Origin of the sequence: Halosimplex pelagicum, from assembly GCF_013415905.1 — an archaeon.
GTDB lineage: Archaea > Halobacteriota > Halobacteria > Halobacteriales > Haloarculaceae > Halosimplex > Halosimplex pelagicum.
Map to the genome: position 1 here is coordinate 4173620 of NZ_CP058909.1, position 23880 is coordinate 4197499.

The 23880-nt window shown below is 69.6% G+C and carries 24 protein-coding genes; 9 read left to right on the top strand and 15 right to left on the bottom strand.

Annotated elements, in window-relative coordinates; all coding sequences use genetic code 11:
* Positions 1-29 precede the first annotated feature (29 nt).
* The 7 genes from HZS54_RS20800 to HZS54_RS20830 all read right to left on the bottom strand — a co-directional run bounded on the left by HZS54_RS20800 (position 30) and on the right by HZS54_RS20830 (position 5420).
* A complete protein-coding gene (locus HZS54_RS20800; protein WP_179919003.1) occupies positions 30-554 on the bottom strand; it encodes a cupin domain-containing protein in 525 nt (174 codons plus the stop codon).
* Between the two features lie 148 nt (positions 555-702).
* The gene (locus HZS54_RS20805) at positions 703-990 is read right to left on the bottom strand and encodes an amphi-Trp domain-containing protein (RefSeq protein WP_179919004.1); all 288 of its coding nucleotides are present in this window, start codon (positions 988-990) and stop codon (positions 703-705) included.
* Positions 991-1192: 202 nt separating this feature from the next.
* Positions 1193-3403 carry a DHH family phosphoesterase gene (locus HZS54_RS20810; RefSeq protein WP_179919006.1) on the bottom strand — a complete coding sequence of 737 codons (2211 nt, stop codon included), beginning with the start codon at positions 3401-3403 and terminating at the stop codon, positions 1193-1195.
* A 132-nt stretch (positions 3404-3535) separates the two neighbouring features.
* On the bottom strand, positions 3536-3799 hold the full coding sequence (locus HZS54_RS20815) for a hypothetical protein (RefSeq protein WP_179919007.1): 264 nt from the start codon (positions 3797-3799) through the stop codon (positions 3536-3538).
* A gap of 86 nt (positions 3800-3885) precedes the next feature.
* Positions 3886-4506, bottom strand: coding sequence for a YIP1 family protein (locus HZS54_RS20820; protein WP_179919009.1), 621 nt, complete (start codon positions 4504-4506; stop codon positions 3886-3888).
* Between the two features lie 271 nt (positions 4507-4777).
* Positions 4778-5107 (bottom strand): type II toxin-antitoxin system PemK/MazF family toxin, encoded by a 330-nt coding sequence (locus HZS54_RS20825; protein WP_179919011.1) that lies wholly within the window; start codon positions 5105-5107, stop codon positions 4778-4780.
* A gap of 1 nt (position 5108) precedes the next feature.
* Positions 5109-5420, bottom strand: a complete 312-nt coding sequence (locus tag HZS54_RS20830; protein WP_246391707.1) for a MarR family transcriptional regulator — start codon at positions 5418-5420, stop codon at positions 5109-5111.
* 292 nt (positions 5421-5712) lie between these two features.
* Between HZS54_RS20830 and HZS54_RS20835 the strand changes: the two genes are divergently transcribed.
* Both HZS54_RS20835 and mce read left to right on the top strand, forming a co-directional pair.
* Positions 5713-7398, top strand: coding sequence for an acyl-CoA mutase large subunit family protein (locus HZS54_RS20835; protein ID WP_179919014.1), 1686 nt, complete (start codon positions 5713-5715; stop codon positions 7396-7398).
* A 486-nt stretch (positions 7399-7884) separates the two neighbouring features.
* Positions 7885-8274, top strand: coding sequence for a methylmalonyl-CoA epimerase (gene mce / locus HZS54_RS20840; RefSeq protein WP_179919016.1), 390 nt, complete (start codon positions 7885-7887; stop codon positions 8272-8274).
* 35 nt (positions 8275-8309) lie between these two features.
* On the opposite strand, the gene HZS54_RS20845 is transcribed toward mce, so the two are convergent.
* Positions 8310-8915 carry a DUF2391 family protein gene (locus HZS54_RS20845; protein WP_179919018.1) on the bottom strand — a complete coding sequence of 202 codons (606 nt, stop codon included), beginning with the start codon at positions 8913-8915 and terminating at the stop codon, positions 8310-8312.
* Positions 8912-9955: a 3-hydroxyacyl-CoA dehydrogenase family protein gene (locus HZS54_RS20850; protein ID WP_179919020.1), complete on the bottom strand. Its 1044-nt coding sequence runs from the start codon at positions 9953-9955 to the stop codon at positions 8912-8914. Before HZS54_RS20850 ends, HZS54_RS20845 begins: the two co-directional genes overlap by 4 nt.
* A 149-nt stretch (positions 9956-10104) precedes the next feature.
* On the opposite strand from HZS54_RS20850, the gene HZS54_RS20855 reads away from it, so the two are divergent.
* Positions 10105-10566 carry a MaoC/PaaZ C-terminal domain-containing protein gene (locus HZS54_RS20855; protein WP_179919021.1) on the top strand — a complete coding sequence of 154 codons (462 nt, stop codon included), beginning with the start codon at positions 10105-10107 and terminating at the stop codon, positions 10564-10566.
* A 259-nt stretch (positions 10567-10825) separates the two neighbouring features.
* Positions 10826-11797 (top strand): transcription initiation factor IIB, encoded by a 972-nt coding sequence (locus tag HZS54_RS20860; RefSeq protein ID WP_179919023.1) that lies wholly within the window; start codon positions 10826-10828, stop codon positions 11795-11797.
* A 150-nt stretch (positions 11798-11947) separates the two neighbouring features.
* Here the strand turns inward: HZS54_RS20860 and HZS54_RS20865 are convergent, their stop codons facing one another.
* The 3 genes from HZS54_RS20865 to HZS54_RS20875 form a co-directional block, all read right to left on the bottom strand.
* On the bottom strand, positions 11948-12673 hold the full coding sequence (locus tag HZS54_RS20865) for a bacteriorhodopsin (RefSeq protein ID WP_179919025.1): 726 nt from the start codon (positions 12671-12673) through the stop codon (positions 11948-11950).
* 2 nt (positions 12674-12675) lie between these two features.
* On the bottom strand, positions 12676-14988 hold the full coding sequence (locus HZS54_RS20870) for a methyl-accepting chemotaxis protein (RefSeq protein ID WP_246391708.1): 2313 nt from the start codon (positions 14986-14988) through the stop codon (positions 12676-12678).
* A 110-nt stretch (positions 14989-15098) separates the two neighbouring features.
* Positions 15099-16727 (bottom strand): DUF3604 domain-containing protein, encoded by a 1629-nt coding sequence (locus tag HZS54_RS20875; protein WP_179919027.1) that lies wholly within the window; start codon positions 16725-16727, stop codon positions 15099-15101.
* A 227-nt stretch (positions 16728-16954) separates the two neighbouring features.
* On the opposite strand from HZS54_RS20875, the gene HZS54_RS20880 reads away from it, so the two are divergent.
* The 3 genes from HZS54_RS20880 (at position 16955) to HZS54_RS20890 (ending at position 19956) form a co-directional block, all read left to right on the top strand.
* Entirely contained in the window at positions 16955-18499 is a 1545-nt protein-coding gene (locus HZS54_RS20880) for a protein kinase domain-containing protein (RefSeq protein WP_179919029.1), read from the top strand.
* Positions 18489-19223: a hypothetical protein gene (locus HZS54_RS20885; protein WP_179917546.1), complete on the top strand. Its 735-nt coding sequence runs from the start codon at positions 18489-18491 to the stop codon at positions 19221-19223. The genes HZS54_RS20880 and HZS54_RS20885 overlap by 11 nt, the downstream gene beginning before the upstream one ends.
* Positions 19224-19344: 121 nt before the next feature.
* Complete coding sequence (locus HZS54_RS20890) at positions 19345-19956, top strand: DUF998 domain-containing protein (protein WP_179919031.1); 612 nt, start codon at positions 19345-19347, stop codon at positions 19954-19956.
* A 21-nt stretch (positions 19957-19977) separates the two neighbouring features.
* On the opposite strand, the gene HZS54_RS20895 is transcribed toward HZS54_RS20890, so the two are convergent.
* Both HZS54_RS20895 and HZS54_RS20900 read right to left on the bottom strand, forming a co-directional pair.
* Entirely contained in the window at positions 19978-20514 is a 537-nt protein-coding gene (locus HZS54_RS20895; protein ID WP_179919033.1) for an NUDIX domain-containing protein, read from the bottom strand.
* Between the two features lie 18 nt (positions 20515-20532).
* Positions 20533-21279 (bottom strand): MBL fold metallo-hydrolase, encoded by a 747-nt coding sequence (locus HZS54_RS20900; protein ID WP_179919035.1) that lies wholly within the window; start codon positions 21277-21279, stop codon positions 20533-20535.
* Between the two features lie 137 nt (positions 21280-21416).
* On the opposite strand from HZS54_RS20900, the gene HZS54_RS20905 reads away from it, so the two are divergent.
* Entirely contained in the window at positions 21417-21680 is a 264-nt protein-coding gene (locus HZS54_RS20905; RefSeq protein ID WP_179919037.1) for an AbrB/MazE/SpoVT family DNA-binding domain-containing protein, read from the top strand.
* Positions 21677-22090: a putative toxin-antitoxin system toxin component, PIN family gene (locus HZS54_RS20910; RefSeq protein WP_179919039.1), complete on the top strand. Its 414-nt coding sequence runs from the start codon at positions 21677-21679 to the stop codon at positions 22088-22090. The genes HZS54_RS20905 and HZS54_RS20910 overlap by 4 nt, the downstream gene beginning before the upstream one ends.
* A 9-nt stretch (positions 22091-22099) precedes the next feature.
* Here the strand turns inward: HZS54_RS20910 and ligA are convergent, their stop codons facing one another.
* Complete coding sequence (gene ligA / locus HZS54_RS20915; protein ID WP_179919041.1) at positions 22100-23833, bottom strand: ATP-dependent DNA ligase LigA; 1734 nt, start codon at positions 23831-23833, stop codon at positions 22100-22102.
* Positions 23834-23880: the final 47 nt, after the last annotated feature.

The window sequence follows — 23880 nt, forward strand, 5'->3', positions numbered from 1 at the left end:
CTGGCTCAACTCGATCTTTGACCGACGCGCTACTCGTCCCAGTAGTCGACTTCGGCGTCCAGATCCACGGTCGTCGAGATGTACCGGTCGTCGTAGTTGCCGGGCGCACCGCCGGCGAACAGCATCGCCGCGTCGCGCTCGACGAGCACGGACAGGTCGGGCTCGTTCATCGTCGAGACCACGAGAAACCGGGCGGTCTCGTCGCCGCGGGCCTCGACCTCGTGGGCGTGGTCCGGCCCGCTCGGTAGCGCAACGTAGTCGCCCGGTTCGAGGACGTGTTCGCTCACCTCGCCGTCGTCCTCGTCCGCGCCGCGCTCCAGATAGAGCGTCAGTTCCCCACCGAGCACGTAGATCGCTTCTTCGTTCCCGGCGTGGTAGTGGCGCGGCCACGCCCGCTCGCCCGGTTCGAGTTCGTAGAGGCTCGTTCCGAGTTCCTCGCCGCCGGCTGCGATCCCGAGTTGCTTCCGTCGGAACCGCCGGTCGCCGTGGTCGTACTCGTCCCAGTCGAGGTCCGATTCGGAGACGACGCGGTCCGGGTCGCTCTCGTCGCTCATACGGTCGGGTTCGTCCCGATATCGGATAACGGTCCGCGTCGCTCCCGGTCGTCCGCTCTCGATATCGGTGAGCGTCGGTGTTCCGATCCGGAGGGGAGCCTCGCTATCTCACACGGGAGGCCACCCGTTCGGCGAACGTGGGGCGTGGCTACTCGATCTCTAACTGGCCGCTTCCGCCGCTCTCTCCGCCGGCGTTCTCGTCCCATTCGAGTTCGAACTCGACGCTCAGTTCGGTCATATCACCGGCCGGCCCCTCGCGTTCGGCCTTGACCTCGAAGGTCGGCCGGGCGGGCGGATTCAGTGTGACGGACTCGGAGCCCGCTTTCAGGCTGATGTCGGCTCCGCTGTCGAGGCTGTCCGCGACGCTCCGAAGGTACGACGCGATCTCCTCTCGGCTCTGGTCGCTCTCCGATTTGAACAGGACTTCTTCGGGCATACGGGAGACAGTACGCGGCCCGCACCGATAAATGCGGCCGCCGGTGAGTAGGTCGGCCCGTCCAGTGCGCGTCACGCCTGTCAGCGGATCACTCGCTCTCCGAAGTCGCCGTTGCGTGGTACTGAACTCGTTCGGCCACGTGCCACGACTGCAGAGGCCTATCTCCGGCGGAGAATTGCAGCGAGGCCCGACACTCGGGCGCTCAGGCGACTTCGTCGGCGACCACGTCGATGACGGTGTCGAGCACCGCCGAGCGCTCGCCGGCGATGTACTCGAGCTTGCCGTCGCGGGCGGACGTGGCGGTCAGGCCGGCGTTGGGCACCCACTCGCGGGCCCGGTCGGCGATGTCGCGCACGTCGATCGGGTGGTCGCTGCGGATGTGGAGTTCGTCGTCCGACACGCCGATGACCGCGCTCACGTCGTCGCGGTGGCGGCGGTGGAGCTCGTCCAGCAGGAGCGCGGTCGGCGGGAACTCGTAGCGGTGGGTGAACGCATCGGTGTCGAGTACCGCGACCGTCGTGTCGTCAAGCGTCTGCCTGTCGAGGTTGGCCTCCGCGGTCTCGATCTCCGTGTCGAGCTTCTCGCGGAACTGCTCGCTGACGTGGCCGGCGAGCCCGCCGGGGCCGTCGCCCTCGCCGAACAGCAGGTCGGTGATCAGCTCGCGCTTGTCCTCGTAGGACTGGTAGTACGCCTCCAGCGCGACGGCCTCGCGGACCTCGCGGGCGGCGTCGGCGTCGTAGCCGGCCTCGCTCGCGGCGTCGGCGTAGGCCTCGGGCGTGTCCTCCCAGTAGCTCACCGCCGGGAGGTGCTGCAGGTCCGCGCGCACGTCGTCGTTGACGTGGGCGGCGACGTTGGCGGCCAGCGTCGCCGAGGTCGTTTCCGGCGCGCCGGTGCCGTCGGGCGCGACGGCGGCGTCGACCGCCTCGCCGATCTCGGGGTCGACCGCCACGTCGTCGACCAGCGCGCGACCGGCGCCGTACAGATCGAGCAGTTCGAAGCCGTCGAGCGACTCGCGGGTCGCGCCGGCGGCGACGAAGACGAACAGCGGCAACTTCTCGTCGTGGCGCTCGCGGGCCTCCAGCATCCGCGTCGCGTCCTTCGTCGCGTCGTCCATGTCGTAGACGCCCTCTTCGAGGGGGCGGCGGTCGAAGTAGTGGTACACCGCGTCGTGCTGGTCGTGCTGGTCGCGCACCAAGGGGAGCGTCGCCCGCTCTAGCGCGACGCCGGCGACGTAGCCGTCGGCGGTCGCCGCGTGGCGGACCACGACTGGTCGCTCTTCGAGCACCGCGCGGCGGACTGCGGTCGCCACCTCGCGCACGTCGTCGGTGAGCGCCTCGACCGCCTCGTCGGCGGCGATGGGGTCGACCGCATCGGGCTCGGCCTGCGCGGTGAGCGCGTCGGCCAGCCGGTCCTCGACGGTCGCCCGGTCGTCGTCCTCGAGCTTCACCAGCGCCTCGGTCTCGACCTGGAGCTCGCCGCGGCGTTCGCGGACCTCGCCGTCCAGGCGGACCACGTCGTCGGTGTCGATCTCGGGGTAGGCGCGGACGCCCGCCTCCTTGAACGCGGCGCACTCCACGCTGTCGGTCTCGTCGCGGATCTCGAAGACCGTCGGCCCGCTGGTCTGGCGCGCGCTCTCGACGACGCCCTCGAGTCGAACGGTCTCGCCGACCCGGTCGTCGAGCGTCTCGATGGCGACGTGGTTCGGCTCCGTCGCTTCGTCCGCCTCGTCCTCCGTCTCCTCCTCGGCGACCGCGGTGGCAGCGCCGCCACTGGCGGCGGCCGCCCCGCCGTCGCTCGACCCGGCGTCGGTCTCGGTCGCGGCGGCGGGCGTCTCCGTCGCGGCGGCGTCGGCGGTCGAGGTCGGCTCGACCCGCTCGTCGCTCTCGCCGCTCTCGTCGGTCGCCGTCACGTCGGCGTTGTCGTCGGCTGCCGCGCCGCTCTCGTCGGCGTCTTCGGTTTCCTCGCTGTCGTCGGGCGAGTCGGCAGCCGAACCGTCGTCGGCTGCCGCGTCCTCATTTCCCGACTCGTCCTCTTTGAGATACGGTGCGCCCTGGTCGGGGTCGTCGACGAGGGTGCCGCGGAACTCGTTTTCGGCCTGGCGGATCGACCAGCCCAGGTCCACGTTCCCGTTGTCTCGCACCTGCTGAACCTGCACGAAGACGGTGTCGCCGGACTCCCAGTCGAGGCTCTCGAGCCGTCGGTCGAGCTCGCTTCGGTGGAGCAGTCCGGTGACGCTGTCGCCGATGTCGACGAACACGCCGAACTCGGCGTACCCGTCCACGGTTCCGCGGTAGTAGCGATCGACCGTCAGCTGGTCGGGCTGGTTCCCGCGGAACTCGAAGACGACGTCTTCCTCGTGGAGGTCGCAGATGCGACCGTCGACAGACTTCCCGCAGATGATACACGAACCCATTGGCAGGTAGAAATGCCCCGGGCCTAAAACGGTTGTCGAAACGCGTCCGTCATCCGTTCGTCCCTCTCTTCGCCCGCGCTCGCCACTGAAACGGCCTCTTCGGGCGATATAGGCCGGCTCCCGTCGCTTCCCTCACTCGAACACGCGACCGTCGTCTTCGAGGGCTTCGATCCCGCGGGCGACCTCCGCGGCCGCCTCCGGGAACAGCGCGACCTCCACTTCGTTGCCCTCGTCGTCCTCGAAGGCGAGCTTGACGCGCTCGTCGCCGAACTCCCGCACCTCCACGCCCTCCACGTCGTACAGTTTCGCCGTCGCCGACGTGTTCGACGGACCGACGTGTTTGATCGCTCCGTCCTTCAACTCGAACATGAATTCCGCCAGGTCGAGCGTGAACATACCGGTGATCCGACCGGCGCGCGCTTAAACGACCGTGGTCGGAGGACCGGAGCGCCATCCTCGCGCGGTCCGCACTCGCGACGGACTCAGGCGAGACTCGCGGCCACGTCGGCCCACGTCAGCCCGGTCACCTCGGAGAGCGCGGCGAACCCGCGGAAGCCGTAGCCGAAGGCGAGCGCCGCGGGCACGGCCGTCAGGACGGCGGCTTTCGGCAACGCCACGTCGTGTACGTCGCTGACTCCGACGGCCAGCAGGACGCTGGCGTACGCGGTCGCGGCCACGCGGACGCCCGGGTAGGGGAGCCCGGCGAAGACGCAGGGCGCCGCGGCGTAGGCGATGACCTGTACCGTCTCGCTGACGCCCGCGCGGTCGGGCGCCGCCGCGATGAGGATCACCGTCTGGAGCGCGGCGGTCAGGTGTAGCGCCGCGGGCGCGACGAGGACGACCGCTAGCGCCAGGAACAGCACCGTCGAGAGGGCCGGCTGGTCGCTCAACACCGGGTAGGCGGCCGCGCCGGTCGCGATGCGCGTCAGTTCCTCGACGAGGACGACCGCCCCGGCGAACACCAGCCCCGGCGCCTGGTCGCCCGGCGCCACGCCCGACCGAAACAGTCGGCGGGGCCTGACCAGCACCTCCACCCAAGCGCGTGCGAGCGCCGCGGCCCCGCGATCGCGCCCGCCCGACGGATTCTCGACCCACTGTGTCACGCCGCGAGCTACGGACCGGGCCGCAATCACGCTTACTCATCCGTCTCGTGGGTCCGTTTCCACCCACCCGGGACCGTCCCGGGTTCAGTACAACCATCTTTTTCCCGGGTGCGTCGGCGCGAGCCGGTGGGATCGCGCCTCGATCCCCGGCAAAAACAGGCCGGCGCCTGCGGCGCCGGATGCTAACTACAGGTGAACGACTTAGCGCAGGAGATCGTAACTTATCCGCCAGGTGGCAGATGGGCCGTGAATAATATAGAGAATCGATTCATCACAGTACCCGGGTCAGTTCGTGTACACTGTCTGCAACCGTAGTCATGGTTGAGTCGTCGGCCTGCGCCACACGCTTGGTGATCTCTTGGTGGGGAAAGACGTGCAGCGACCACGGACTCACGTAACTCGGATACGTCTTCAGTTCGCCTTCGGTGAGCGAATCGACCGTCAGTTCAACTGCTATCTCCCGCTCGGTCGACGTGATGACCGCAACCGTATACCGATCGCCGAAGAACGGCCGGTTCCGGTTCGAGACGACGAGATACGGTCGGACTCCGCTTTTGAACGTTGCTGGCGCGAGGACGATACTACCTTGTGCGTAGGCCATCCTACGCGTTCTCTCCTAGATCCGGTGCATCGTCGGTCCACTCGTCGTCGCCGTATGCGTCGTCGCCATACTCGGCCTCGATCTGCTGGAGGCTCACTGCGTTCGCGATCTCCGAGGCTGCGACGTCCTCGGCAACCGCCCAGTAGGAATCGACCTTCCGAACGAGGCCCTTCTCTTGGAGTCGGGAGAGGGTCTTGTGGACGCTGGAATGTGGAACGTCGGTCAGTTCTGTCAACTCCTTCGGGCTGAACCCCATGTCGGGATGGTCGAGCAACACCGTGAGCAGTTCGTGGGCGTTCGTGCCCGGTTTCACGGGCGGCGCGTCCCCTCCGCTGGAATCGATTCTGATTGGCATTGATGTCTGTCTATGTCAGCATCCGTCTGAGAACGTCATAAAGATGGTGCCGTCGAAATATGCTCGTGATCAAGGTCTTTATCCTCAGTTCTCGCTGAACAACCGGTGATGAATACGCGCTCTGCAACTCACACGGCACTCTGAACATCATCTGAAACTGGCGGACTCGCAGTAGTCAACTCACACACCTACCGACCATCGTCTCGGTCGCTCGCCAACGGCTAAGGGGCCGCCGTGCGAACACGGGGGTATGTTCGACGACGACGACCTCGCGGCCATCCGCGAGGGGCGCGAGGAGTGGGAGGCCGAGACCCGGGGACCCACCGTCGACCGCTTCGGCGAGCGCGAGGAGACCTTCGAGACCGACACCGGCGGCCAGGAGGTCGACCCGCTCTACACGCCCGCCGACGTGGCCGACCTGGACTACGAGGAAGACCTGGGCTTCCCCGGCGAGGAGCCGTACACCCGCGGCGTCTACTCGACGATGTACCGCGGCCGGCTCTGGACGATGCGCCAGTACGCGGGGATGGGCACCGCCACTGAGACCAACGAGCGATTCCACTACCTCATGGACGAGGGCCAGACCGGCCTCTCGATGGCGTTCGACCTCCCCACGCAGATGGGCTACGACTCCGACGCCGGCATGGCCGCCGGAGAAGTGGGGAAGGCGGGCGTCGCCATCGACTCGCTACGGGACATGGAGACGGTCTTCGACGGCATCCCGCTCGACGAGGTGTCCACGTCGATGACCATCAACGCCCCCGCGAGCGTCCTGCTCGCGATGTACATCGCCATCGGCGACCAGCAGGGCGTCGACCGGGAGGAACTCAGGGGCACCATCCAGAACGACGTGCTCAAGGAGTACATCGCCCGCAACACCTACATCTTCCCGCCGGAGCCCTCGATGCGGATCATCACGGACATCTTCGAGTACTGCGCCGCGGAGGTGCCGAAGTTCAACACCATCTCTATCTCGGGGTATCACATCCGCGAGGCCGGCTCGACGGCGGCCCAGGAGATCGCCTTCACCCTCGCCGACGGCATCGAGTACGTCCAGGCCGCTCAGGACGCCGGGCTCGCCGTCGACGAATTCGCGCCGCAGCTCTCCTTTTTCTTCGCCTCCTACAACAACATCCTCGAAGAGGTCGCGAAGTTCCGCGCGGCCCGACGGATGTGGAAGACGATTATGGAGGAACGGTTCGACGCCGAGGCCGACGCCTCGAAGCAGCTGAAGTTCCACACCCAGACCGCGGGCTCGACGCTGACCGCCCAGCAGATCGAGAACAACGTCGTCCGCGTGGCCTACCAGGCGCTCGCCGCCGTTCTGGGAGGCACGCAGAGCCTCCACACCAACGGCAAGGACGAGGCTCTCTCCCTGCCCACCGAGCAGTCGGTGCGGACCGCGCTGCGGACTCAGCAGATCCTCGCCCACGAGTCGGGCGTCGCCGACACCATCGACCCGCTCGGTGGGAGTTACTACGTCGAGAGCCTCACCGACGATATCGAGGCCGAGGCCCGCGAGATCATCGACGAGGTCGATTCCAGAGGCGGGATGGGGCAGGCCATCGAGAGCGGGTGGGTCCAGCGCCAGATCCAGGACGTGGCCTACGAGCGCCAGGCGGAGATCGAGAGCGGGGAGCGGGTCATCGTCGGCGTCAACGAGTACACCGTCGAGGAGGACGCTCAGGACCCCGACATCGAGGACGTCTCCGAGGAGCAGGAGCGCTCGCAGATCGAGCGGCTGGAGTCCGTCCGCGAGGAGCGCGACGACGGGGATGTCGAGGCGGCGCTGTCGGCCCTGCGCGAGGCCGCCGCGGGCGAGGAGAACCTCATGCCGTACATCGTCGACGCCGTCAAGACCTACGCGACGACCGGCGAGATCTGTAACGCGCTGCGCGACGAGTTCGGCGAGTACCAGCCCGGCGCCGCGATGTAGGCGGACGATACTCGACTCGTTCGCACGGATCGCGCTCGATACAGGTGAGCAGTGGGCGGTGCGGTTGGCGCGTGCTGTCGAGCGTGCCCGCCTCGTGGCGGGCCGCTCGAAATAGTCGCGCGAGGGATGAGCGACGACAGGAGCGAATCGGTTGGGGAGGTTCGTGGCCGTCTGCGGTTGCTGTGCGGCACCCTTGCTGTTGCGGTCGCGGTCCCTGGCGGACTGAAAGGGCGAGGCGCGCTCGCGTGCAGTTCAGTCGCCTGAGCGGGCACTATCCGCGCGGGCCGTGCGGAGAGCGCGGATATCCCGCTCAGCGACCGCGAGCGCGGCGAGGGCTTTCATCGCATGCCGTCGAGTGCGGACACTCTCGTTCGACCTCCTTCCACACCAATTCGACCAGAACCGACTACTCGACGAACAACTCGAATCGAACATCATCAGGACGGGCGACGCCGGGATTAAGCCGCGAACGGGCCAAGGCCCCGTATGGAGTTCGATCACGCGGGTATCGCGACCGACGACCGCGACGCGCTCATCGATCAGTACGAAGCGATCCTGAACGCCTCGGTCGCTCACGAAGAACAGTTCGGCGAACTCAGAGTCGCCTTCCTCGACCTGGGCAACGGCTACTTCGAGCTGCTCGAACCGATCGCCGACGCCGAGGGGCCGATCCCGAACTTCCTCGATAGCCGGGGGGCGGGCATCCACCACCTCGCGCTCCGGACCGACGACATCGGCGACGCGCTCGACCGCGCCCGCGCCGCGGGCGTCGACCTCATCGACGAACAGCCCCGACCCGGCGCGTGGGGTCACGAGGTCGCCTTTCTCCACCCCGAGTCGACCGGCGGCGTCCTGATCGAGTTCGTCGAGCACTGACGCTCGGTCCCTGGGCGAGCTCGTGACGGTCCATCTTACCCCGGCAGCAGATCGCCGAGCGCGGCGCCGATGGCCATCGGGACGAGCGCGACGCTGATCTGGCAGACCGCGAGTTCGGGGTTCGCCCAGTCGACGCGGCCCCAGGCGGTCATCACGACGACTGCGGTGACCAGCGGGATGGTGAGCACGCCGGCCAGCTTCCGCGGGACGACCCCGAGGATCGGGTTGTGGACCCGCACGTCCTGGAAGTCGGCGACGTAGAGGATGCCGATCGCGAGCGTGATCGTCAGCGCGTTGGTCAAGAGGAGGTAGTGCGGTCGGCCGGCGATGAACTCGCCGACCTCGGTGGTACCGCCCTCGACGAACATCGGGATGCCGAACAGCAGCGAGCCCAGCAGCGCCTCGGCGGCGTCCGAGCGGTCGAAGCCGAAGACGACGCGGCCGAACACCTCCGAGTCCTGCACCTCCATCGCCATCTGCATCGTCTCGCGGACCCGCTCGCGCTCGTCGTCGGAGTCGACGGAGTCCTCCAGCTCGGCGAGTTCGTCGAACAGGTCGCCCATGTCCGGGTCGTCCTCGTCGTCGAAGTCGGGGGCGCGGTCGCCGCCGTCGCCGCCGCGTCGGCCCCGTCGGTCGCTCATCCGTCACCCGGGTCGACGGGGCCGCCGAAGTCGTCGAAGTCGTCGCCCAGGGGATCGCCATCCGGGCCGTCGCCGTCCGGGCCGTCGCCCGACTCGCTCTCGGTCCCCTCGTCCGGTCCGGGCTGGTCCTCGGGGTCGACTGGGCTCTCGGCGCGCAACTCCGGCGTCGGGTCGGGCTCGCTTGGCTCGACGGGCTCGCCGCCCTCCCAGACGTAGAACCCCTCGCCGGTCTTGCGGCCGAGGTCGCCCGCCTCGACCTTCGCCCGGAGGACCGGCGGCGGCGCGAACCGCTCGCCCAGCGCGTCCGCGAGGTGTTCCAGCGCCGCCAGCGTCGCGTCGAGCCCGCGCTCGTCCGCGGCGGCGAGCGGCCCGACGGGGTGGTCGTGGCCGGCGGTCGTCGCCCGGTCGATCGCTTCGACGCCGCCGACCCGTTCGTCGACCATCGTCATGGCTTCGACGGCCAGTGCCAGGCCCAGCCGCGTCGCCGCGAAGCCGGGCGTGTCCCGGACGACGATCGACGCCCGGCCCAGTCCGTCGACGAACGAGACGGCCGCCTCGCGGGTGGGCTCGGTCGTCTGCTCGGCGACGACTACCTCGACCAGCGGGGCGGTCGGCGGGTCGACGAAGTGCAGGCCGACGGCGCGGCCGGGGTTCCTGAGCCCGGCGGCGACCGCCGTCACCGACACCGCCGCGCCGCTGGTGGCGACGAGCGTCCCCTCGTCGACCGCCTCCTCGACGTCGGCGAACAGCGCCCGCCGCTCGTCGCGGTCGGCGTCGGTCGTCTCGATCACGATGTCGGCGTCGGCGACCGCTCCCTCCAGTCCGGTGGTCGCCTCGACGCTGCCGACGGCCGACTCGCGCGCGTCGGCGTCGATGTCGCCGGCGGCCGCCGCGTCGTCGAGTCCCGCTTCGACGGCGTCGACGGCGTCCATGACGACGTTGGCGTCGTCGTCGTGGAGTGTCACGGCGTGGCCCGCCGCCGCGCAACACCGCGCGATCCCGCGGCCCGTCGCGCCCGCGCCCAGTACGGCTACGTCCATACTCCCCATGCGAGCGCCGACCCGATTAAGCGTTGTTCCCCGTCGCGCCTCGCCCCGCCCCACTCCGCCCTCCCCCACTCCATCTTCCACACTCCATCTCCCCACCCCGCCCTCGGAGGTTAAGCGGTTGGGGAGCCAACAGGTAACACATGCCGTACAGCTACGAGCCCCACTACTTCGAGGAGTTCGACGAGGGCCAGACCTTCGAGAGCGTCGGGCGCACGGTCACGGAGGCCGACTTCGTGTTGCACTCGGCGTTTTCCGGCGACTGGACGGAGTTGCACACCAACGCCGAGTACGCCGAGGAGAGCCAGTTCGGCGAGCGGATCGCCCAGGGCCCGATGACCTTCGTCCTGGCGACGGGGTTCGTCTACCGGTGTGGCTTCCTCGAACGCCGCGTCGTCGCCTTCCTCGGGATGAACTACATGGACATCCCCGCGCCGGTGTACGCCGGCGACACCGTCTCCGCGGTGTTCGAGGTGACCGAGACCCGGGACCTGTCCAGCCGGGACGACGCCGGGCTCGTCGTCCTCGACGGCGAGATGACGAACCAGGACGACGAGCCCGTCTTCGCCGGCGACATGAAGTTCCTCGTCGAACGCCGCGAGTGATCGCGAGCCGACCGCTCACGGGGCCTCACCGTCCGGCCGTCCCCTCGATCGACCAATACGAACCCGCACTCGACCCCCGCGAACGCCGCCGTCAGCCGCGTGTCAGACGCGTGTCTCGCTACCGACCGATCCCCGAGACCCACGGCGTTCGACCACCGAAGTCCCGAATATGTGCGATATCGCTCTTTCTGTCCTCTGACATGCGACGGAAGACGGGCGAAGGATTTATATGTCCCCAAAATTTGTCTATATAAGAACAATGGAACGGCCGAGCCGCCAGCGCGAGCGCGTGGAGTCCGAGGAAAAAGAGGACGAACAAGCGGACGAGCAGGCCGAACAGCAGCAGTGTCCCGAATGCGAGTCGTCCGCGCTCGTGACGAGCGCCGACGGCGGGGAGATCGTCTGCGAGGACTGCGGACTGATCATCGACGAGGGCAACATCGACCGCGGACCGGAGTGGCGGGCGTTCAACCACAGCGAGCGACAGGAGAAATCGCGGGTCGGCGCGCCGACGACCCAGACGATGCACGACAAGGGGCTGACCACCCAGATCGACTGGAAGGACAAGGACGCCTACGGTCGCTCCCTGTCCTCGGAGAAGCGCTCGCAGATGCACCGCCTGCGGAAGTGGCAGGAGCGCATCCGCACCAAGGACGCCGGCGAGCGCAACCTCCAGTTCGCGCTCTCGGAGATCGACCGCATGGCGAGCGCGCTGGGCGTGCCTCGGTCCGTTCGAGAGGTCGCGTCGGTCATCTATCGTCGCGCGCTCGACGAGGACCTCATCCGCGGCCGCTCCATCGAGGGCGTCGCCACCGCCTGCCTCTACGCCGCCTGCCGCCAGGAGGACATCCCGCGCTCGCTCGAGGAGGTCTCGGAGGTCTCCCGCGTCGAGCAGAAGGAGATCGGCCGCACCTACCGCTACGTCGCCCAGGAACTCAGCCTGAAGATGGAGCCGGTCGACCCCAAGCAGTACGTCCCCCGCTTCGTCTCCGAGCTCGAACTCAGCGAGGAGGTCCAGGCCAAGGCCAACGAGATCATCGACGTGACCGCCGAGAAGGGCCTGCTGTCGGGCAAGTCCCCGACCGGCTACGCCGCCGCCGCCATCTACGCCGCCTCGCTGCTGTGCAACGAGAAGAAGACACAGCGGGAGGTCGCCGACGTGGCCCAGGTCACCGAGGTCACCATCCGGAACCGGTATCAGGAACAGATCGAAGCGATGGGCATCCACTGATCGGCGCCCGGCCGGTCCGGTGACGGCACCGCTCTCCCACTGTCGACGGCCCCACGGCCGTCGCCCCTTCTCCGCGCGCTCGACTCGCCAGCGGTAGCTGTCGCTGTCGTCCGTCGCCGTTCGCCGCCGAAAATACCGCGCTCGTCGCCGTCAGTCGGCGGCCTGCGGGTCGCCGACGGCGGCCTCCGCGTCGGCGGTCTCGTCGGTCGCGGCGGCCATCTTGACGAAGTCGTTGATAGCGATGAGGCCGAAGCCGACCTTCGCGACCACGTCGATGTAGGTGACGACCAGCGCGGTGGTCTCCAGGTCCATGATCTCGAACCCCGCGGGGCCGACCAGCCAGATGACCGGGTAGACCAGCCACAGGACGACGACGAACGCCCGGAGCTTCCGGAACAGCGCGGCCACGTCATCGGGCTTCCCCTCGGCCAGCGCCTCCGTCTCCGTGAACAGGAGGTAGACGACGCCGGCGAAGCAGGCGCTGCCGACGAGGTAGAGCGCCCAGTTCAGCGGGGCCGCGATCGTCGCGCCGACGAAGCCGAAGACGATGGTCGCCGCCTGCAGCGCGGCGAGGCGAGCGATGGCGCGCGTCGACGCGCCGACGACCAGCGCGACGAGCGCGACGTGGATCGGCGTCGTCAACAGCCAGTCGACGTAGCGCGGGACGAAGACCGTCCCGCCGTCCGCGGTCGCGAGCCCGCCGAATCCGAGCGCCATGACCGCGTAGGCGACCGCCGCGATCCCGGGGACGAGCGCCGCGAGGGCGAGCTGTCGCCGGCGTTCCGACGGGACCAGCAGGATGCCGTAGGCCAGCATCGCCGTCCCGACGACCATTCCGAGCGTGCCGATGGTGAACCAGGTCGTGAGTCCGAGCATTGTCAGTCGTCCGTGGCCGCGGTCGCGGCCGTTTCCCCGCTCCCGGCGTCGGTCCGCGTCTCGAAGCGCGACAGCGCCGTCGTCAGTTCCTCGGCCCGCTGGCGCAGGTCGCCGGCGGAGGCCGCGACCCGGTCGATCGACTGGGACTGGTCGTCGGCCGCCCCGGCGACCGTGTCGGCCTCCGTCGCCGTCTGCTGGCTGATCGCCGTCAGCTCGTCGATGGTGCCCATCACCTCCTGGGCGGTGCGGGCCTGTTCCTCCGTGGCGTCGTCGATCTCCTGGATGCCGGTGTCGACCTCCTCGGTGTGCTCGACGATCGTCTCCAGCGCGTCGACGGCCTCCTCGACCGTCCCGACGCCGTCGGTGACCCGCTCGCTCGTCGACTCCATCCGATCGACCGTCTCGCCCGCCTGGGCCTGGATGCCGTCGATCCGGGACTCGATGTCGCCGGCGGCCTCCTTGGTCTCCTCGGCCAGCCCCTTGATCTCGTCGGCGACGACCGCGAAGCCGGCGCCGTCGCCGTCGGCGTGGGCCGCCTCGATCGAGGCGTTCAGCGCCAGCATGTTCGTCTGCTCGACGATCTCCGTGATGACGCTCACGATCTGGCCGATCTCGTCGAGCTCGTCGTCCAGATCGTTGATCGCCGCGACGGTCTCCTCGGTCTCGCCCTCGATAGAGCCCATCTCCTCGATGGCGCGCTGGGCCGCCTCGCGGCCCTCCTCGCCGACCTCGGCGGCTCGCTGGGAGGTCGTCGCCACCTCCTGTGCCGAGGAGGCGACTTGCTGGGCCGTCGCCGAGAGGTTCTCCATCTCGCCGGCGGCTTCCTCCAGGCGCTCGGACTGCTCGGTCGTCCCGTCGAATATCTCCGAGATCGAGGCGGTCACCTGCTCGCTCGCCTGGTCGACTCGCTCGGCGTTGGTCCCGACCTGTTCGCCGGCGGCCGACACGTCGTCTGCGAACGACTTCATCCGCGCGATGGTCTCCTCCAGCGCGTCGAGCGTCTCGTTGATGCTCTCGCCGACCGACGCCATCGACGCGTTGTCGCTGTCGGGGTCGACCCGACGGGTCAGGTCGCCGTCGGCCGCATCGGAGAGCACGTCGCCGTACTCGGTCGCTTTGGCCTCCAGATGGGTCGTCATCGACTCCATCTCGGCGGCCTCCCGCTCGGCGCGCTGGCGCGCCTCCTCGGCTTCGCTGCGGGCCTCCTCGGCCTCGGCGCGCGCCTCGTCGGTCTCGGCGATCTGCTCGCGGATGGAATCGCGCATGTCCTGGAACGACCGGTAGAGCGCCCCGATCTCGTCTTCCCTGGTCGTCGCGAGGTCGACCTCCAGGTCGCCGTCGGCCATCGACCCCGCCCGCTCGGAGACGCGACGCAGCGAGATGATCGTGTTGCTCCCGATGGTGACGCCGACGAGCCCGAGGTTGATGATCGCCAGCAGGACCAGCCCCACCAGGTCGGAGTTGATCTGCGAGCCCAGCGCGTAGGCCACGTCCTTCGGCGAGTGGATCATGACCGTCCACCCCTTGGTCTCCATCTTCGTGCTCGCCATGAGCGTGTCGCCGTGGTCCATGAACATCGTCTCGCCGGGGGCCAGCATCGAGAGGTCCATGCCCCCGCCTTCGTGGGGCGTGAGGATCTTGCTCTCGTTAGGGTGGGCGACGTACTGGCCGGCCGCGTTGACGACCACCGTCGACGTGTCGTTGCGTGAGTCCGCCAGGGCCTGCGAGCGGGCCTCCAGATCCGTCATGAACACGAGCGCGCGGTTCTCGACGCCCGGGACGGGCGTGACGACGGCGACGACCGGGTGGTCGACCGCCGGCACGGAGAACGGCTCCGTCACGTAGGTGTCGTCCGGCCCGTCGAACGTCGGCGGGTCGGTCGCGAACGGCGCGCCCTGCTCGGCGGGACTGAGCCCCTCGAACTCGTCGTTCGTGCTTTCCGTGAACACCATCGACTCGGTGTTCAGGTAGTGGATCGCCGCCACGTCCGGCGGGACGGCGCCCGATTCGATCCGGTCGGTCAGCGCACGGTCGACGGTCTCGCCGTCGCCCGACCGGACGGGCGAGAGCTGCGACGTGAGCGCGGCCTCCCGCTGGACGCTCCCGAGCCACGAGTCGAGTTCTGTCGTCCGCGTCTCCGAGAGCGTCCGCAGGTCGTCTTCGACGTCGTCCTGTAGCGTCGCCGACGCCTGCGTGCTGATGACCGCGCCGAACCCGACCATCACCACGACCGCGACCGCGAGCGCCGCACCGAGGCGAGCGGCGTACGAGCGCCGTATCACCCCGGGCAAGAGAGACGGTGCATCCGATGTCATCGTCCGGTACCGAGGAGTACTCCCTGTAAAGCGTTCGTGCTCGATTCTCAGCGGTGATAGTCGAACCGAACGGGTCCGGCGGAGTACCGCGCCGGTCGCGCCCCGCCGACTCAGGCGTCGGGCTCGACCCAGACCGGGCCGGCCCAGGCCATCCCGTCGTCGGCCTGCTCGACGCGGAGGTAGTACACGTCGGCGTCGCTGCCGCGGTCGTCATCCCAGGCCATCCCGGTCACGGGTTCGTCGTCGGTGACCTCGCCGGCCTCGGTGTAGGTGTCCAGACCGGCCGACTCGTCGGTCGTCCCGCCGACGACGTGCCAGTCGGCGTTGTTCTTCACGACGGTCACCCGCTCGATGGGGGCGGTCCCGGCGACGAGCCACTCGACGGTCCGCTCGCCGTCGGCGGTCACGGTGCTGTCGTCCTCGCCGACCGCCGTCCCGTCGACGGCGAACTCCGCGAGGATCCGGTGGGGCTGGCTGGTCGCGTACACCCGCCGCGAGCGCAGGCTCTCGAAGATCGACTCCCGGGAGAGATCCTCGGCGTAGAACCCCGTCAACCCGCCCGGATACGACCCCTCGTCCCAGATCCGCCAGATGTGCCCCCAGCCGACGCCGTCCTCCCAGATGTCCGACAGCGAGGGGAGATGGGGCGGGAGGTGGATGTGCGACCGGCCCGGCCGCGGCGCGTGGAAGTCCGACGACCCCATCATCCCCACGCGGTAGCCCAGTTCGTGGGCGTCCTGGACGTAGTGACCGGGGTCGCCCATCTCGCCCTGGCCCATCCGGACGGGCTTGGGGTTGCCGTCGGCCTCCGGGGTCTCGCTGGAGCCCCACTGCGAATACACTTCGACGAGCGGCGCGATGTCGTCGTCGTAGTCCACGTTCGAGAAGTCGAAGGGGTACATCGCCTCGGCGGGGTGGTGGGGGATGGCGAGCACCTCGTTGCCGGTCTCCTCGCGCCACTCCTGCAGGCGGCGGAACAGTTTCTCGTAGCGGTTGGTGTCGGTGTCGAGCGAGTCGAACAGCTCCGCCTCGTCGACCCCCTCGAAGTAGACGTTGATGTGGCCGCCCATGTTGGGCTGTTTCGTCCACTCGTAGCCGAACAGCGTCACGAACTCCCCGGGGTCGTGGAAGTGCTTCGTGACGGTCTTCATGTCCTCGAAGTAGCCGCCGTGCATCCGGCGGCGCTGGAGCTTCGGCGGGATGAAAAACCCCATCGTGTCGTGGTCGGTGTAGGCGACCACGTCCAGGTCCATCACGTCGCGGCCGAACTCGAAGCCCTTGCTCATCGACCCCGCGCCGTCGGAGAACTGCGAGTGGAGGTGGATGTCCCCCCAGTAGAGCCGCTCGTCGGGTTCCGACTCGAACACCTGGACGGGGTTGCTGGTGAACCGCCGCCCCGACTCGTCGGTGAGCGTCAGGTACTGGACGCCGGGCGTCTCGAAGGCGACGCCGGCCAGCTCCGTCACGGCCTCGTCGGTCAACTCGAAGTCGATTGCCTCGGGGTGGATCGCCTCCGGGTCGGTGCTGTCGACGGTCAGCGTGCCGTCGTAGTCGGGGAGCAGGCGGAGGTACTCGTCCCAGACGGAGACGGTGGCCGACAGCGACTCCGTGGTGACGACGCGGGAGGGCAGGACGCACTCCACGTCGTCGAACCGTCGCCGCCGGCCGCGCGCCAGATCGCGCAGCGAGGGGTTGTTCTCGGCGAAGACCTTCACGGACTCGACGGCTTTCGTCAGCACGACGACCACCGCCGAACCGGACGGGGTGGCGCCGCGACGCCGCCGACCGCCCGGCGAGCGCCTGTCTGAACGGGCATACCACCGGGGTGGCGCGGCTGCGGGTTAAGTTTCCCGGCGTCCGCGGCCGTCGACCGGCCCTACGCCTCGCCGATCCAAACAGTCTTGGTCGATGACCGGAGAAATATGCGGAGTACGAGCCGCGCACTACGGCGCGGCGACCGACTACGATGTCCGAGGACGACGACCTGGCGAACCGGGACGGGACGGGGACCGGCGAGAGCAGCGGTGACGGCGTGGCGGTCGACGGGAGCGGCCGCGAGTCCGATCCGGTCCTGGCCGTCCTCGACGACCCCGCCAGCGGCGGCGAGCGCATGCCGCAGCTGCTCGGCGCGCTGGACGGGGACGACCGCCCCGACCGGCTGCGCGCCGCGCTCGCGCTCTGTCTCGCCGTCGAGGCCGACCCGGAGCTGCTCGACCCGGTGGTCCGCCGGCTGGTCGACCGGCTGGACGACGACCCGGCCGTCGAAGTGCCCCACGCGCTCGACTACCTCGCCGCCCGCCGGCCGAAGGCGGTCGACGAGGTGGTCACGGGGCTGGACGAGGGGCGGGAACTGCGCGCGCGCCAGCACCTCTACCAGTCCGGCGGCGGGTTCGCCCGCAGCGAGTACCTCTCGCCGTCGTCGGGCGACCGCGGCGTCGGCCGGGCACGCGTCGCGGGCGGCGACGGCGAAGGCGGGGGCGGGGACGGCCAGCGCGTCTACACCGACCGCTCGCCGGGCGCCGACTTCGACCCGTCGACGCTCGCCGAGGGCGGAGACGGGACGGAGAGCGACGATACCGACGACGAGGGCGAACCCGACGGTGACGACGCCGACGACGGCCGTCGGGAGCTGACGCGCGGGCGACTGGCGCTGGTCGCGCGCCGGCTCTCGGCGGTGACCGACCGGAGTCGCTTCGACGACCTGTCGGTCCTGACCGACCGCACCGAGGCTCGGTTCGGCGACCGCTACCGCGCGGTCGGAACCGTCGGCGACGAGGAGGTTCCCCTCTCGCTGGCGGTCTTTCGTGTGCCCGACGGCGACCACGAGGCGTTCGCGGGCGCGCTCCGCGAGGCCCTCGACGCCTGGGCCGGCGTCGACGACCACGATTCGGTGGTGTCGGTTCACGACTGGGGGGTCCGACCGCGGCCGTGGGCCGCGCTGGAACACACCGGAGCCACGCTGGCCGACCGCGGAGACGAGTCCCTCGGCACCGGCGAGGCCGTCGCGAACGCCGTGGAGGTCGCAGACGCCGTCGCCCACGCCCACCAGCGCGGGGTCGTCCACGGGGCGCTCGACCCTGCGACCGTCGCGTACCCGGGCGACACACTCACCGAGCACGAGCGCCAGCGCCCGCGAGCGACGGCGCTCGGCCTCGCGCGCGTCTACGCCGACCACCTGGGACTCGCGAGCGTCGTCGACCCCCGGTTCGCCGCCCCCGAGCACTACTCGGAGCGGTTCGGTAGCGTCGACCGCGCCACCGACGTGTACGGCCTCGGCGCCCTGCTCTACCGGCTCGTGACCGGCGAGCCACCGTATCGCGGCACCGTCGAGGAGATCCGTGCGGGCGTGTGTTCCGACCGCGTCCCGGTGCCGAGCGAGGTCGACCCCGACCTCCCCCGCGGGCTGGACCAGGTGGTCCGCAAGGCGACCGCGACGGGGAAGCTCACCAGGTACGAGACGGTCACGGGGTTCCGGCGGGAGCTACGGGGGGTGGTCGGCGATGGCCGGTGAGATCGAGTTCGGGCTCTACCTCGTCGCAGACAACCCCAACCTGACGTTCATCGTCTTCATCGGGCTCGTCCTCCTGACGGTCATCGCCGCCCGCTTCGGCGCCTACGCCTACCTCAACATGCGCGCCACCGGCGTCGACGCCCAGCGCGTCCTCTGGGAGTACCTGCTGTACGTCGGCGGCGTCGCCGCGCTCTACGGCGTCGTCGGTATCCTCGAGATCGTCTCCTCGATCCGCACCCCCTACAGGACCGGCCTCATGCTCGCGGTCGTCCTCCTGCTCGCGCTGTCCGTGCGGGAGATCTACTTCAACGCCGCGCTCTCGACGACCGGCGCCGACGACGTCTTCGCCGGTCGCCGCCTCGTCGAAGTCGCCTTCGTCGGCGTCGTCGCCGCCGTCGTCTTCGGGGTCGCCCTCGTCGGCCTGCGGCGGTCGCTCCTGGCGCTCCAGGGCGTCGGCGCGCTCGCGTTCGCCGGCTACGGGTTCTGGTTCGGCCGCCGCCAGACCGCCGCCGCGATGGTTCAGGGCACGATGATCGACTCGCTGCTCCGGCACCTGCTGCCCGTCCTCGCCTTCGCCACGCTCGTCCCCGCCGTCGATCTGGCCACCGTCGCCGGCCTCGACCGCGTCGTCGTCATGCACGTCCAGATCGTCTTCGTCATCATGACTGCCACCGCCCTCATGACCGCGACCATCAAACTCCGGCAGAACCTCGCGAGTCTGTGACGACCGGTGAACCCCGAATCGGCGCGCGCCGGAGCGCGCTCCCGTGACCCACCCGCCGACGGGCGCGTCGACCCGCACGCCATCCCCCTCTTTTTTCGTCGGGGCGGACCCACGGCGCGATATGGCCGAGTACGATCCCGCACGCCCGCTGGTCCCGCCCGCCGTCGGACTCGCGGCCATCGCCGTCGCCTTCGGCGGCGTCGTCTACGCGATGTTCGCGGCGCCGTGGTTCTCGCCGCTGTACTACGCCCTCTCCGACCTCGGCGCCCGCGGCGCCGCGACGGCGCCCATCTTCAACGGCGCCCTCCTCGTCGGTGGCGCGCTCGGCGCCGGCTTCGTCGTCACCGTGCTCGCCGACACGGACGACCCGATCCGCCGAGCGGGAGGGATCTTCGGTCTGCTCGCAATGCTGTTCATGGCGCTCGTGGGTGCGTTTCCGCTGCCCGACCCGCTCCACGGGCTCGTCGCCGTCCCCTTCTTCCTGTTCCTGACGCTCGCGGTGTTCCTGTGGGGCGCGGGCGACTACGCCGTCGGCCGGGAGTTCCGCGGGCTCGTGCTGGTCCTGCTCGGCGTCCTGCACGTCGTCTCGTGGGCCTGGTGGTTCCTCTTCCCGTGGTTCCCGCCCGGAATCGCCGTCCCGGAGCTGTTCGGCTCGGTCGCCTTCGCCGTCTGGGGCGGCTGGCTCGCCGTCGAGGCGCTCGAGGCGGTGCGCGTCGACCGCGACCGGCTGTGAGCGGTCCCCTCCGGATCCGATTCAGTCCGATCCGCGGACCGCGGCGGCGCGTTCGACGTACGTCTCGGTGAACTCGGGCACGTCCTCGCGGGCGCGGAGTTCGTCCATCGTGAGCCAGTGGACCGCCGCGACCTCCTCGGGCGCTCGCGGCTCGGCCTCCCCGCCCTCGTACTCACAGAGCGTGACGACGTTGAGACACTGGTGACCGGTGTCGCCCTCGAAGGTGCCGCTACAGACGTACTCGACTCCGCCGACTTCGACGCCCACTTCCTCCTCGATCTCGCGGACGACAGTGGCTTCGACGGCGTGGTCCGTTCCGGGTTCGGGTTCGAGCTTGCCGCCCGGGAGTCCGAGGAGCCCCGCCGCGTGGTCCTCGTCCGCGCTCCGCTCGACGAGCAGGTGCTCGGTCGTTCCGTCGTCGGGTTCGCCGGAACCCTCGTCCGCGCTCCGCTCGACGAGCAGGTGCTCGGTCGTTCCGTCGTCGGGTTCGCCGGAACCCTCGTCTCGCGCTCTCGCGACGACCCCGTCGACGTTGACGACGTGCGCGTACTCGTCCATGTGCGTTTCGTGGTCGGTCTACCGCTCGTCGAGGACGACCGGGACGCCGCGCCTGGCCACGTCCTCAGCGAAGGCGCCGCCGTCGGCCTCCAGCGCCTCGAAGGTGTTGTAGTGGATCGGGAGCACCAGATCCGGGTCCATCGCCTCGGCCAGCTCGGCGGCGTCGTGGCGGTCCATCGTGAACGACTGGGCGATCGAGGGGACGAACAGCGAGGCGTCGAGCGCCTCGTGGCCCTCCAGGGCGTCGGAGTCGCCCGTCCAGAAGACGTTCGTGTCGTCGACGGTGACGACGAAGCCACAGCCGATCCCCTTCGGGTGGATAGGCTCGCCGTCCTCGTCGACGTTCTTCCCGTCGGGGTCGTTGTAGGCCGGGACCGTCGCGATCGGCACGTCGCCGACGACGAGTTCGTCCTCCATCCCGACCTCGACGACCTCGTAGGGGAGGTCGTCGACCGGCGTCAGGTCTCGGTCGGAGTCGGTCACGTCGATGCCCTCGAAGGCGACGACTGTGGTGTCCTCGTTCGAGACGCGCTCGACGCCGTCGCTGTCGTAGTGGTGGATGTGGGTGACACAGACCACGTCGGCGTCCTCGGCGCGGTAGTCCCGGCCGGGCGGGTGACCGACGCCGGGGGTGTCCGGTTCCCACTCGCCGGTGAGCGTGCCGTAGCGGCCGGGGTCGAGGTAGACGACGGTGTCGTCGCTCTCGATGCGCAGCGTGGCGTAGCCGAGCCAGTCGACGGTCAGGCCGTCGTGTCGGACAGTCATACCTTCGATTTCCGCCGAGACGCGGTTAAGGGTTCGGCTTCGGGTGGGGCCTTCCGGAACTCGGGCTCTGGATTGGACAGACGGGCGGCCGTTTCGACGACAGATTCATGCGTCGGCGTAAGGAATCCTTACGTGAGATGAGCACGGACGACCCGGAACTGACGACGGTGACCTCGAAGGGGCAGGTCACGATCCCGAGTCGCCTCCGCGAGGAGTTCGGGCTGGAGAAGGGGACGAAACTGATGGTCGTCCCGACGGACCACGGGCTGGTCCTGAAGAAAGTCGAACTTCCGTCGGTCGAGGAGTTCCACGACCGGGTCGAACGCCGTTCCGACGAGGTCGATCTCTCGACGAGCGAGGTGAACCGGCTGGTTCACGAGGCGCGTGACGAAGACGGATGAGGGCGGTTCTCGATACGAACGTCCTCATTTCGGGGGTGATCGCGACCGGCGTTCCACACGACGTTCTCGTGGCCGGGTTCGACGGGACCTACGACCTCGTCGCCTCGGCCGAAACGCTCGCGGAGTTCCGCGAGACGCTCCGCAAGTACCCGGACCGGTTCGGGATGTCCGACTCGGAGATCCGTCGCGAAGTCGAGACGGTCCGGTACTTCGCGGAGTTCGTCGACCCGGACCCGGACATCGCGGCCGTTCCGGCGGACCCGGACGACGACAAGTTCGTCGAAGCGGCGGTCGCCGGCGACGTAGCGTATCTCGTCTCGGGCGACCGGCATCTGCTGGACCTCGACGAGTTCCGCGGCGTCGATATCGTCACACCCAGAACGTTCTACGAGCGGCTCGATATCGACTGAGGCAGCCCGCTACTGCCGCTCGGCCAGCCGCTCGACCCGCTCCAGCGAGTCGGTGTCGTCGGGGTCGATGTCGTCGCGAACGCCCAGAAACCGCGGGAACCGCAGGGCGTAGCCCGCGGCGTAGGTGGGCGAGGCCTGGATCTCCTCGTAGCCGACTTCGAAGACGACGGCGGGGTCGACGTCCACGTCGGCGCCGTCCTCGCTCAGGACGTGGGGTTCGAGCAGGTCCGTCAGGTCTTCGAGTTCCTCGTCGGTGATACCGGTCGCGACCTTGCCGAGCGGGGCGAACCCATCGTCGGTCCGCGCCGAGATCTCGAAGGTCCCGAGCAGTTCGGCCCGACGTCCCTCGCCCCACTCCGCACCCGTCACGACCAGGTCCAGCGTCTCCACGTCGGGCTTGCGCTTGAGCCACTGCTTGCCGCGCCGGCCCGGCGTGTACGCCGACCCGGGGTTTTTCAGCATGATCCCCTCGTGGCCGGCGTCCAGCGCCTCGGCCTCGATGGCGGCGATCTCGTCGGGGTCGTCGGAGACGGTGAGTGCCGACAGCGCCGCGGCGCCGGCTTCGCCGAGGGCCGATTCGAGGCGGTCGTGGCGCTCGGTCAGCGGGTCGTCGAGCAGGTCGTCCCCGTCGGCGTGGAGGCAGTCGAACGCCCGGAACTCGACGGAGGTGTCCTCGCGAGCCTTCGCCACGTCGTGTTTCCGGCGGAACCGCCGCAGGACCTCCTGGAACGGCAGCGGCGACCCGTCGTCGGCGACCGCCACGACCTCGCCGTCGAGGATGGCGGGGGTGTCGAGGGCGCCCTCGACGAACTCGACGACCTCCGGGAGCGGGTCGGTCACGTCCTCCATGTTCCGGGAGAACAGGCGGGTCCGAGGGCCTTCGCCCCCGTCGCCGATCCCGTCGGGGTCGTGATGCACCTGCACCCTCGCGCCGTCGAACTTCCACTCCACGGCGGCCGCCTCCCAGTCGTCGAGCGCCTCGGTGACGGTGCCGGCCTGGGCGAGCATCGCGCCGACCGGCCGGCCGACTTCGAGGCCGAGCGATTCGAGGCCGTCGAGCCCCTCGTCGCGGGCGACGACCGCCACCTCGCCGTGGTCGTTGGTGACCTGCAGCGCCCGCTCGACCTCGTCGACGGGCACGTCGAACGCGTCGGCGATCGCGTCCCTGACGGCCCCGTCGCCGACGCCGATGCGCATCTCCGAGAGGACGAGCCGGGCGAGATACCGCGCCTCGTCGTCCCCCGTCCGGTTGAACAGCCCGAACAGGATGTCCCGCTTGGTGTCGCGGCTGCCCGAGCCCTCGGTCGCGGCGAGGTCGCGCAGTTCGTCGTCGACCTCGGCGACGGTGAGGCCGCCGGTTCCGCCTGCACCACTCCCGTCACCGCCTGTCTCGCCGCCCGCTCCGGCGCCCGCGCCGAACGCGGCCAGCCCCCGCTGGCCGCCGAAGTCGTAGCCGGAGGCGACCTCGCCCACGTCGCCCACGTCGGCGACCCGCTCTTCCACGTCGTCGACGGTGACGTTCCGGCCGGCCGCCTTCGCGATGGCCTCGTAGCACAGCGCCGGCCCGATATCGAGCTTCGTCGAGTCGTGGGCCGGGAACACCCGTCCCTGGACGTAGCGGGCGACGACGGGCAGGTCCGCGCCCGCCGCACCCAGCAGGTCGGTCACGCGCTCGCGCACGTCGGTGTCGGCGCTCTCGGCTTCGATCGCCCGGGCGCGCTCGGCGAAGGCGGCCAGCTCCATCGCCTCGTCGGTAGGTCCCCCGCCGGTCTTAAAGCCCCCGACCCCGG

Excerpts from the sequence above, each read along its gene's own strand:
- HZS54_RS20800 (WP_179919003.1), bottom strand. The coding sequence starts at position 554 with ATGAGCGACGAGAGCGACCCGGACCGCGTCGTCTCCGAATCGGACCTC.
- HZS54_RS20805 (WP_179919004.1), bottom strand. The coding sequence starts at position 990 with ATGCCCGAAGAAGTCCTGTTCAAATCGGAGAGCGACCAGAGCCGAGAG.
- HZS54_RS20810 (WP_179919006.1), bottom strand. The coding sequence starts at position 3,403 with ATGGGTTCGTGTATCATCTGCGGGAAGTCTGTCGACGGTCGCATCTGC.
- HZS54_RS20815 (WP_179919007.1), bottom strand. The coding sequence starts at position 3,799 with ATGTTCACGCTCGACCTGGCGGAATTCATGTTCGAGTTGAAGGACGGA.
- HZS54_RS20825 (WP_179919011.1), bottom strand. The coding sequence starts at position 5,107 with ATGGCCTACGCACAAGGTAGTATCGTCCTCGCGCCAGCAACGTTCAAA.
- HZS54_RS20835 (WP_179919014.1), top strand. The coding sequence starts at position 5,713 with ATGTTCGACGACGACGACCTCGCGGCCATCCGCGAGGGGCGCGAGGAG.
- mce (WP_179919016.1), top strand. The coding sequence starts at position 7,885 with ATGGAGTTCGATCACGCGGGTATCGCGACCGACGACCGCGACGCGCTC.
- HZS54_RS20845 (WP_179919018.1), bottom strand. The coding sequence starts at position 8,915 with ATGAGCGACCGACGGGGCCGACGCGGCGGCGACGGCGGCGACCGCGCC.
- HZS54_RS20850 (WP_179919020.1), bottom strand. The coding sequence starts at position 9,955 with ATGGACGTAGCCGTACTGGGCGCGGGCGCGACGGGCCGCGGGATCGCG.
- HZS54_RS20855 (WP_179919021.1), top strand. The coding sequence starts at position 10,105 with ATGCCGTACAGCTACGAGCCCCACTACTTCGAGGAGTTCGACGAGGGC.
- HZS54_RS20860 (WP_179919023.1), top strand. The coding sequence starts at position 10,826 with ATGGAACGGCCGAGCCGCCAGCGCGAGCGCGTGGAGTCCGAGGAAAAA.
- HZS54_RS20865 (WP_179919025.1), bottom strand. The coding sequence starts at position 12,673 with ATGCTCGGACTCACGACCTGGTTCACCATCGGCACGCTCGGAATGGTC.
- HZS54_RS20870 (WP_246391708.1), bottom strand. The coding sequence starts at position 14,988 with ATGACATCGGATGCACCGTCTCTCTTGCCCGGGGTGATACGGCGCTCG.
- HZS54_RS20880 (WP_179919029.1), top strand. The coding sequence starts at position 16,955 with ATGTCCGAGGACGACGACCTGGCGAACCGGGACGGGACGGGGACCGGC.
- HZS54_RS20885 (WP_179917546.1), top strand. The coding sequence starts at position 18,489 with ATGGCCGGTGAGATCGAGTTCGGGCTCTACCTCGTCGCAGACAACCCC.
- HZS54_RS20890 (WP_179919031.1), top strand. The coding sequence starts at position 19,345 with ATGGCCGAGTACGATCCCGCACGCCCGCTGGTCCCGCCCGCCGTCGGA.
- HZS54_RS20895 (WP_179919033.1), bottom strand. The coding sequence starts at position 20,514 with ATGGACGAGTACGCGCACGTCGTCAACGTCGACGGGGTCGTCGCGAGA.
- HZS54_RS20900 (WP_179919035.1), bottom strand. The coding sequence starts at position 21,279 with ATGACTGTCCGACACGACGGCCTGACCGTCGACTGGCTCGGCTACGCC.
- HZS54_RS20905 (WP_179919037.1), top strand. The coding sequence starts at position 21,417 with ATGAGCACGGACGACCCGGAACTGACGACGGTGACCTCGAAGGGGCAG.
- HZS54_RS20910 (WP_179919039.1), top strand. The coding sequence starts at position 21,677 with ATGAGGGCGGTTCTCGATACGAACGTCCTCATTTCGGGGGTGATCGCG.
- ligA (WP_179919041.1), bottom strand. The coding sequence starts at position 23,833 with ATGGAGCTGGCCGCCTTCGCCGAGCGCGCCCGGGCGATCGAAGCCGAG.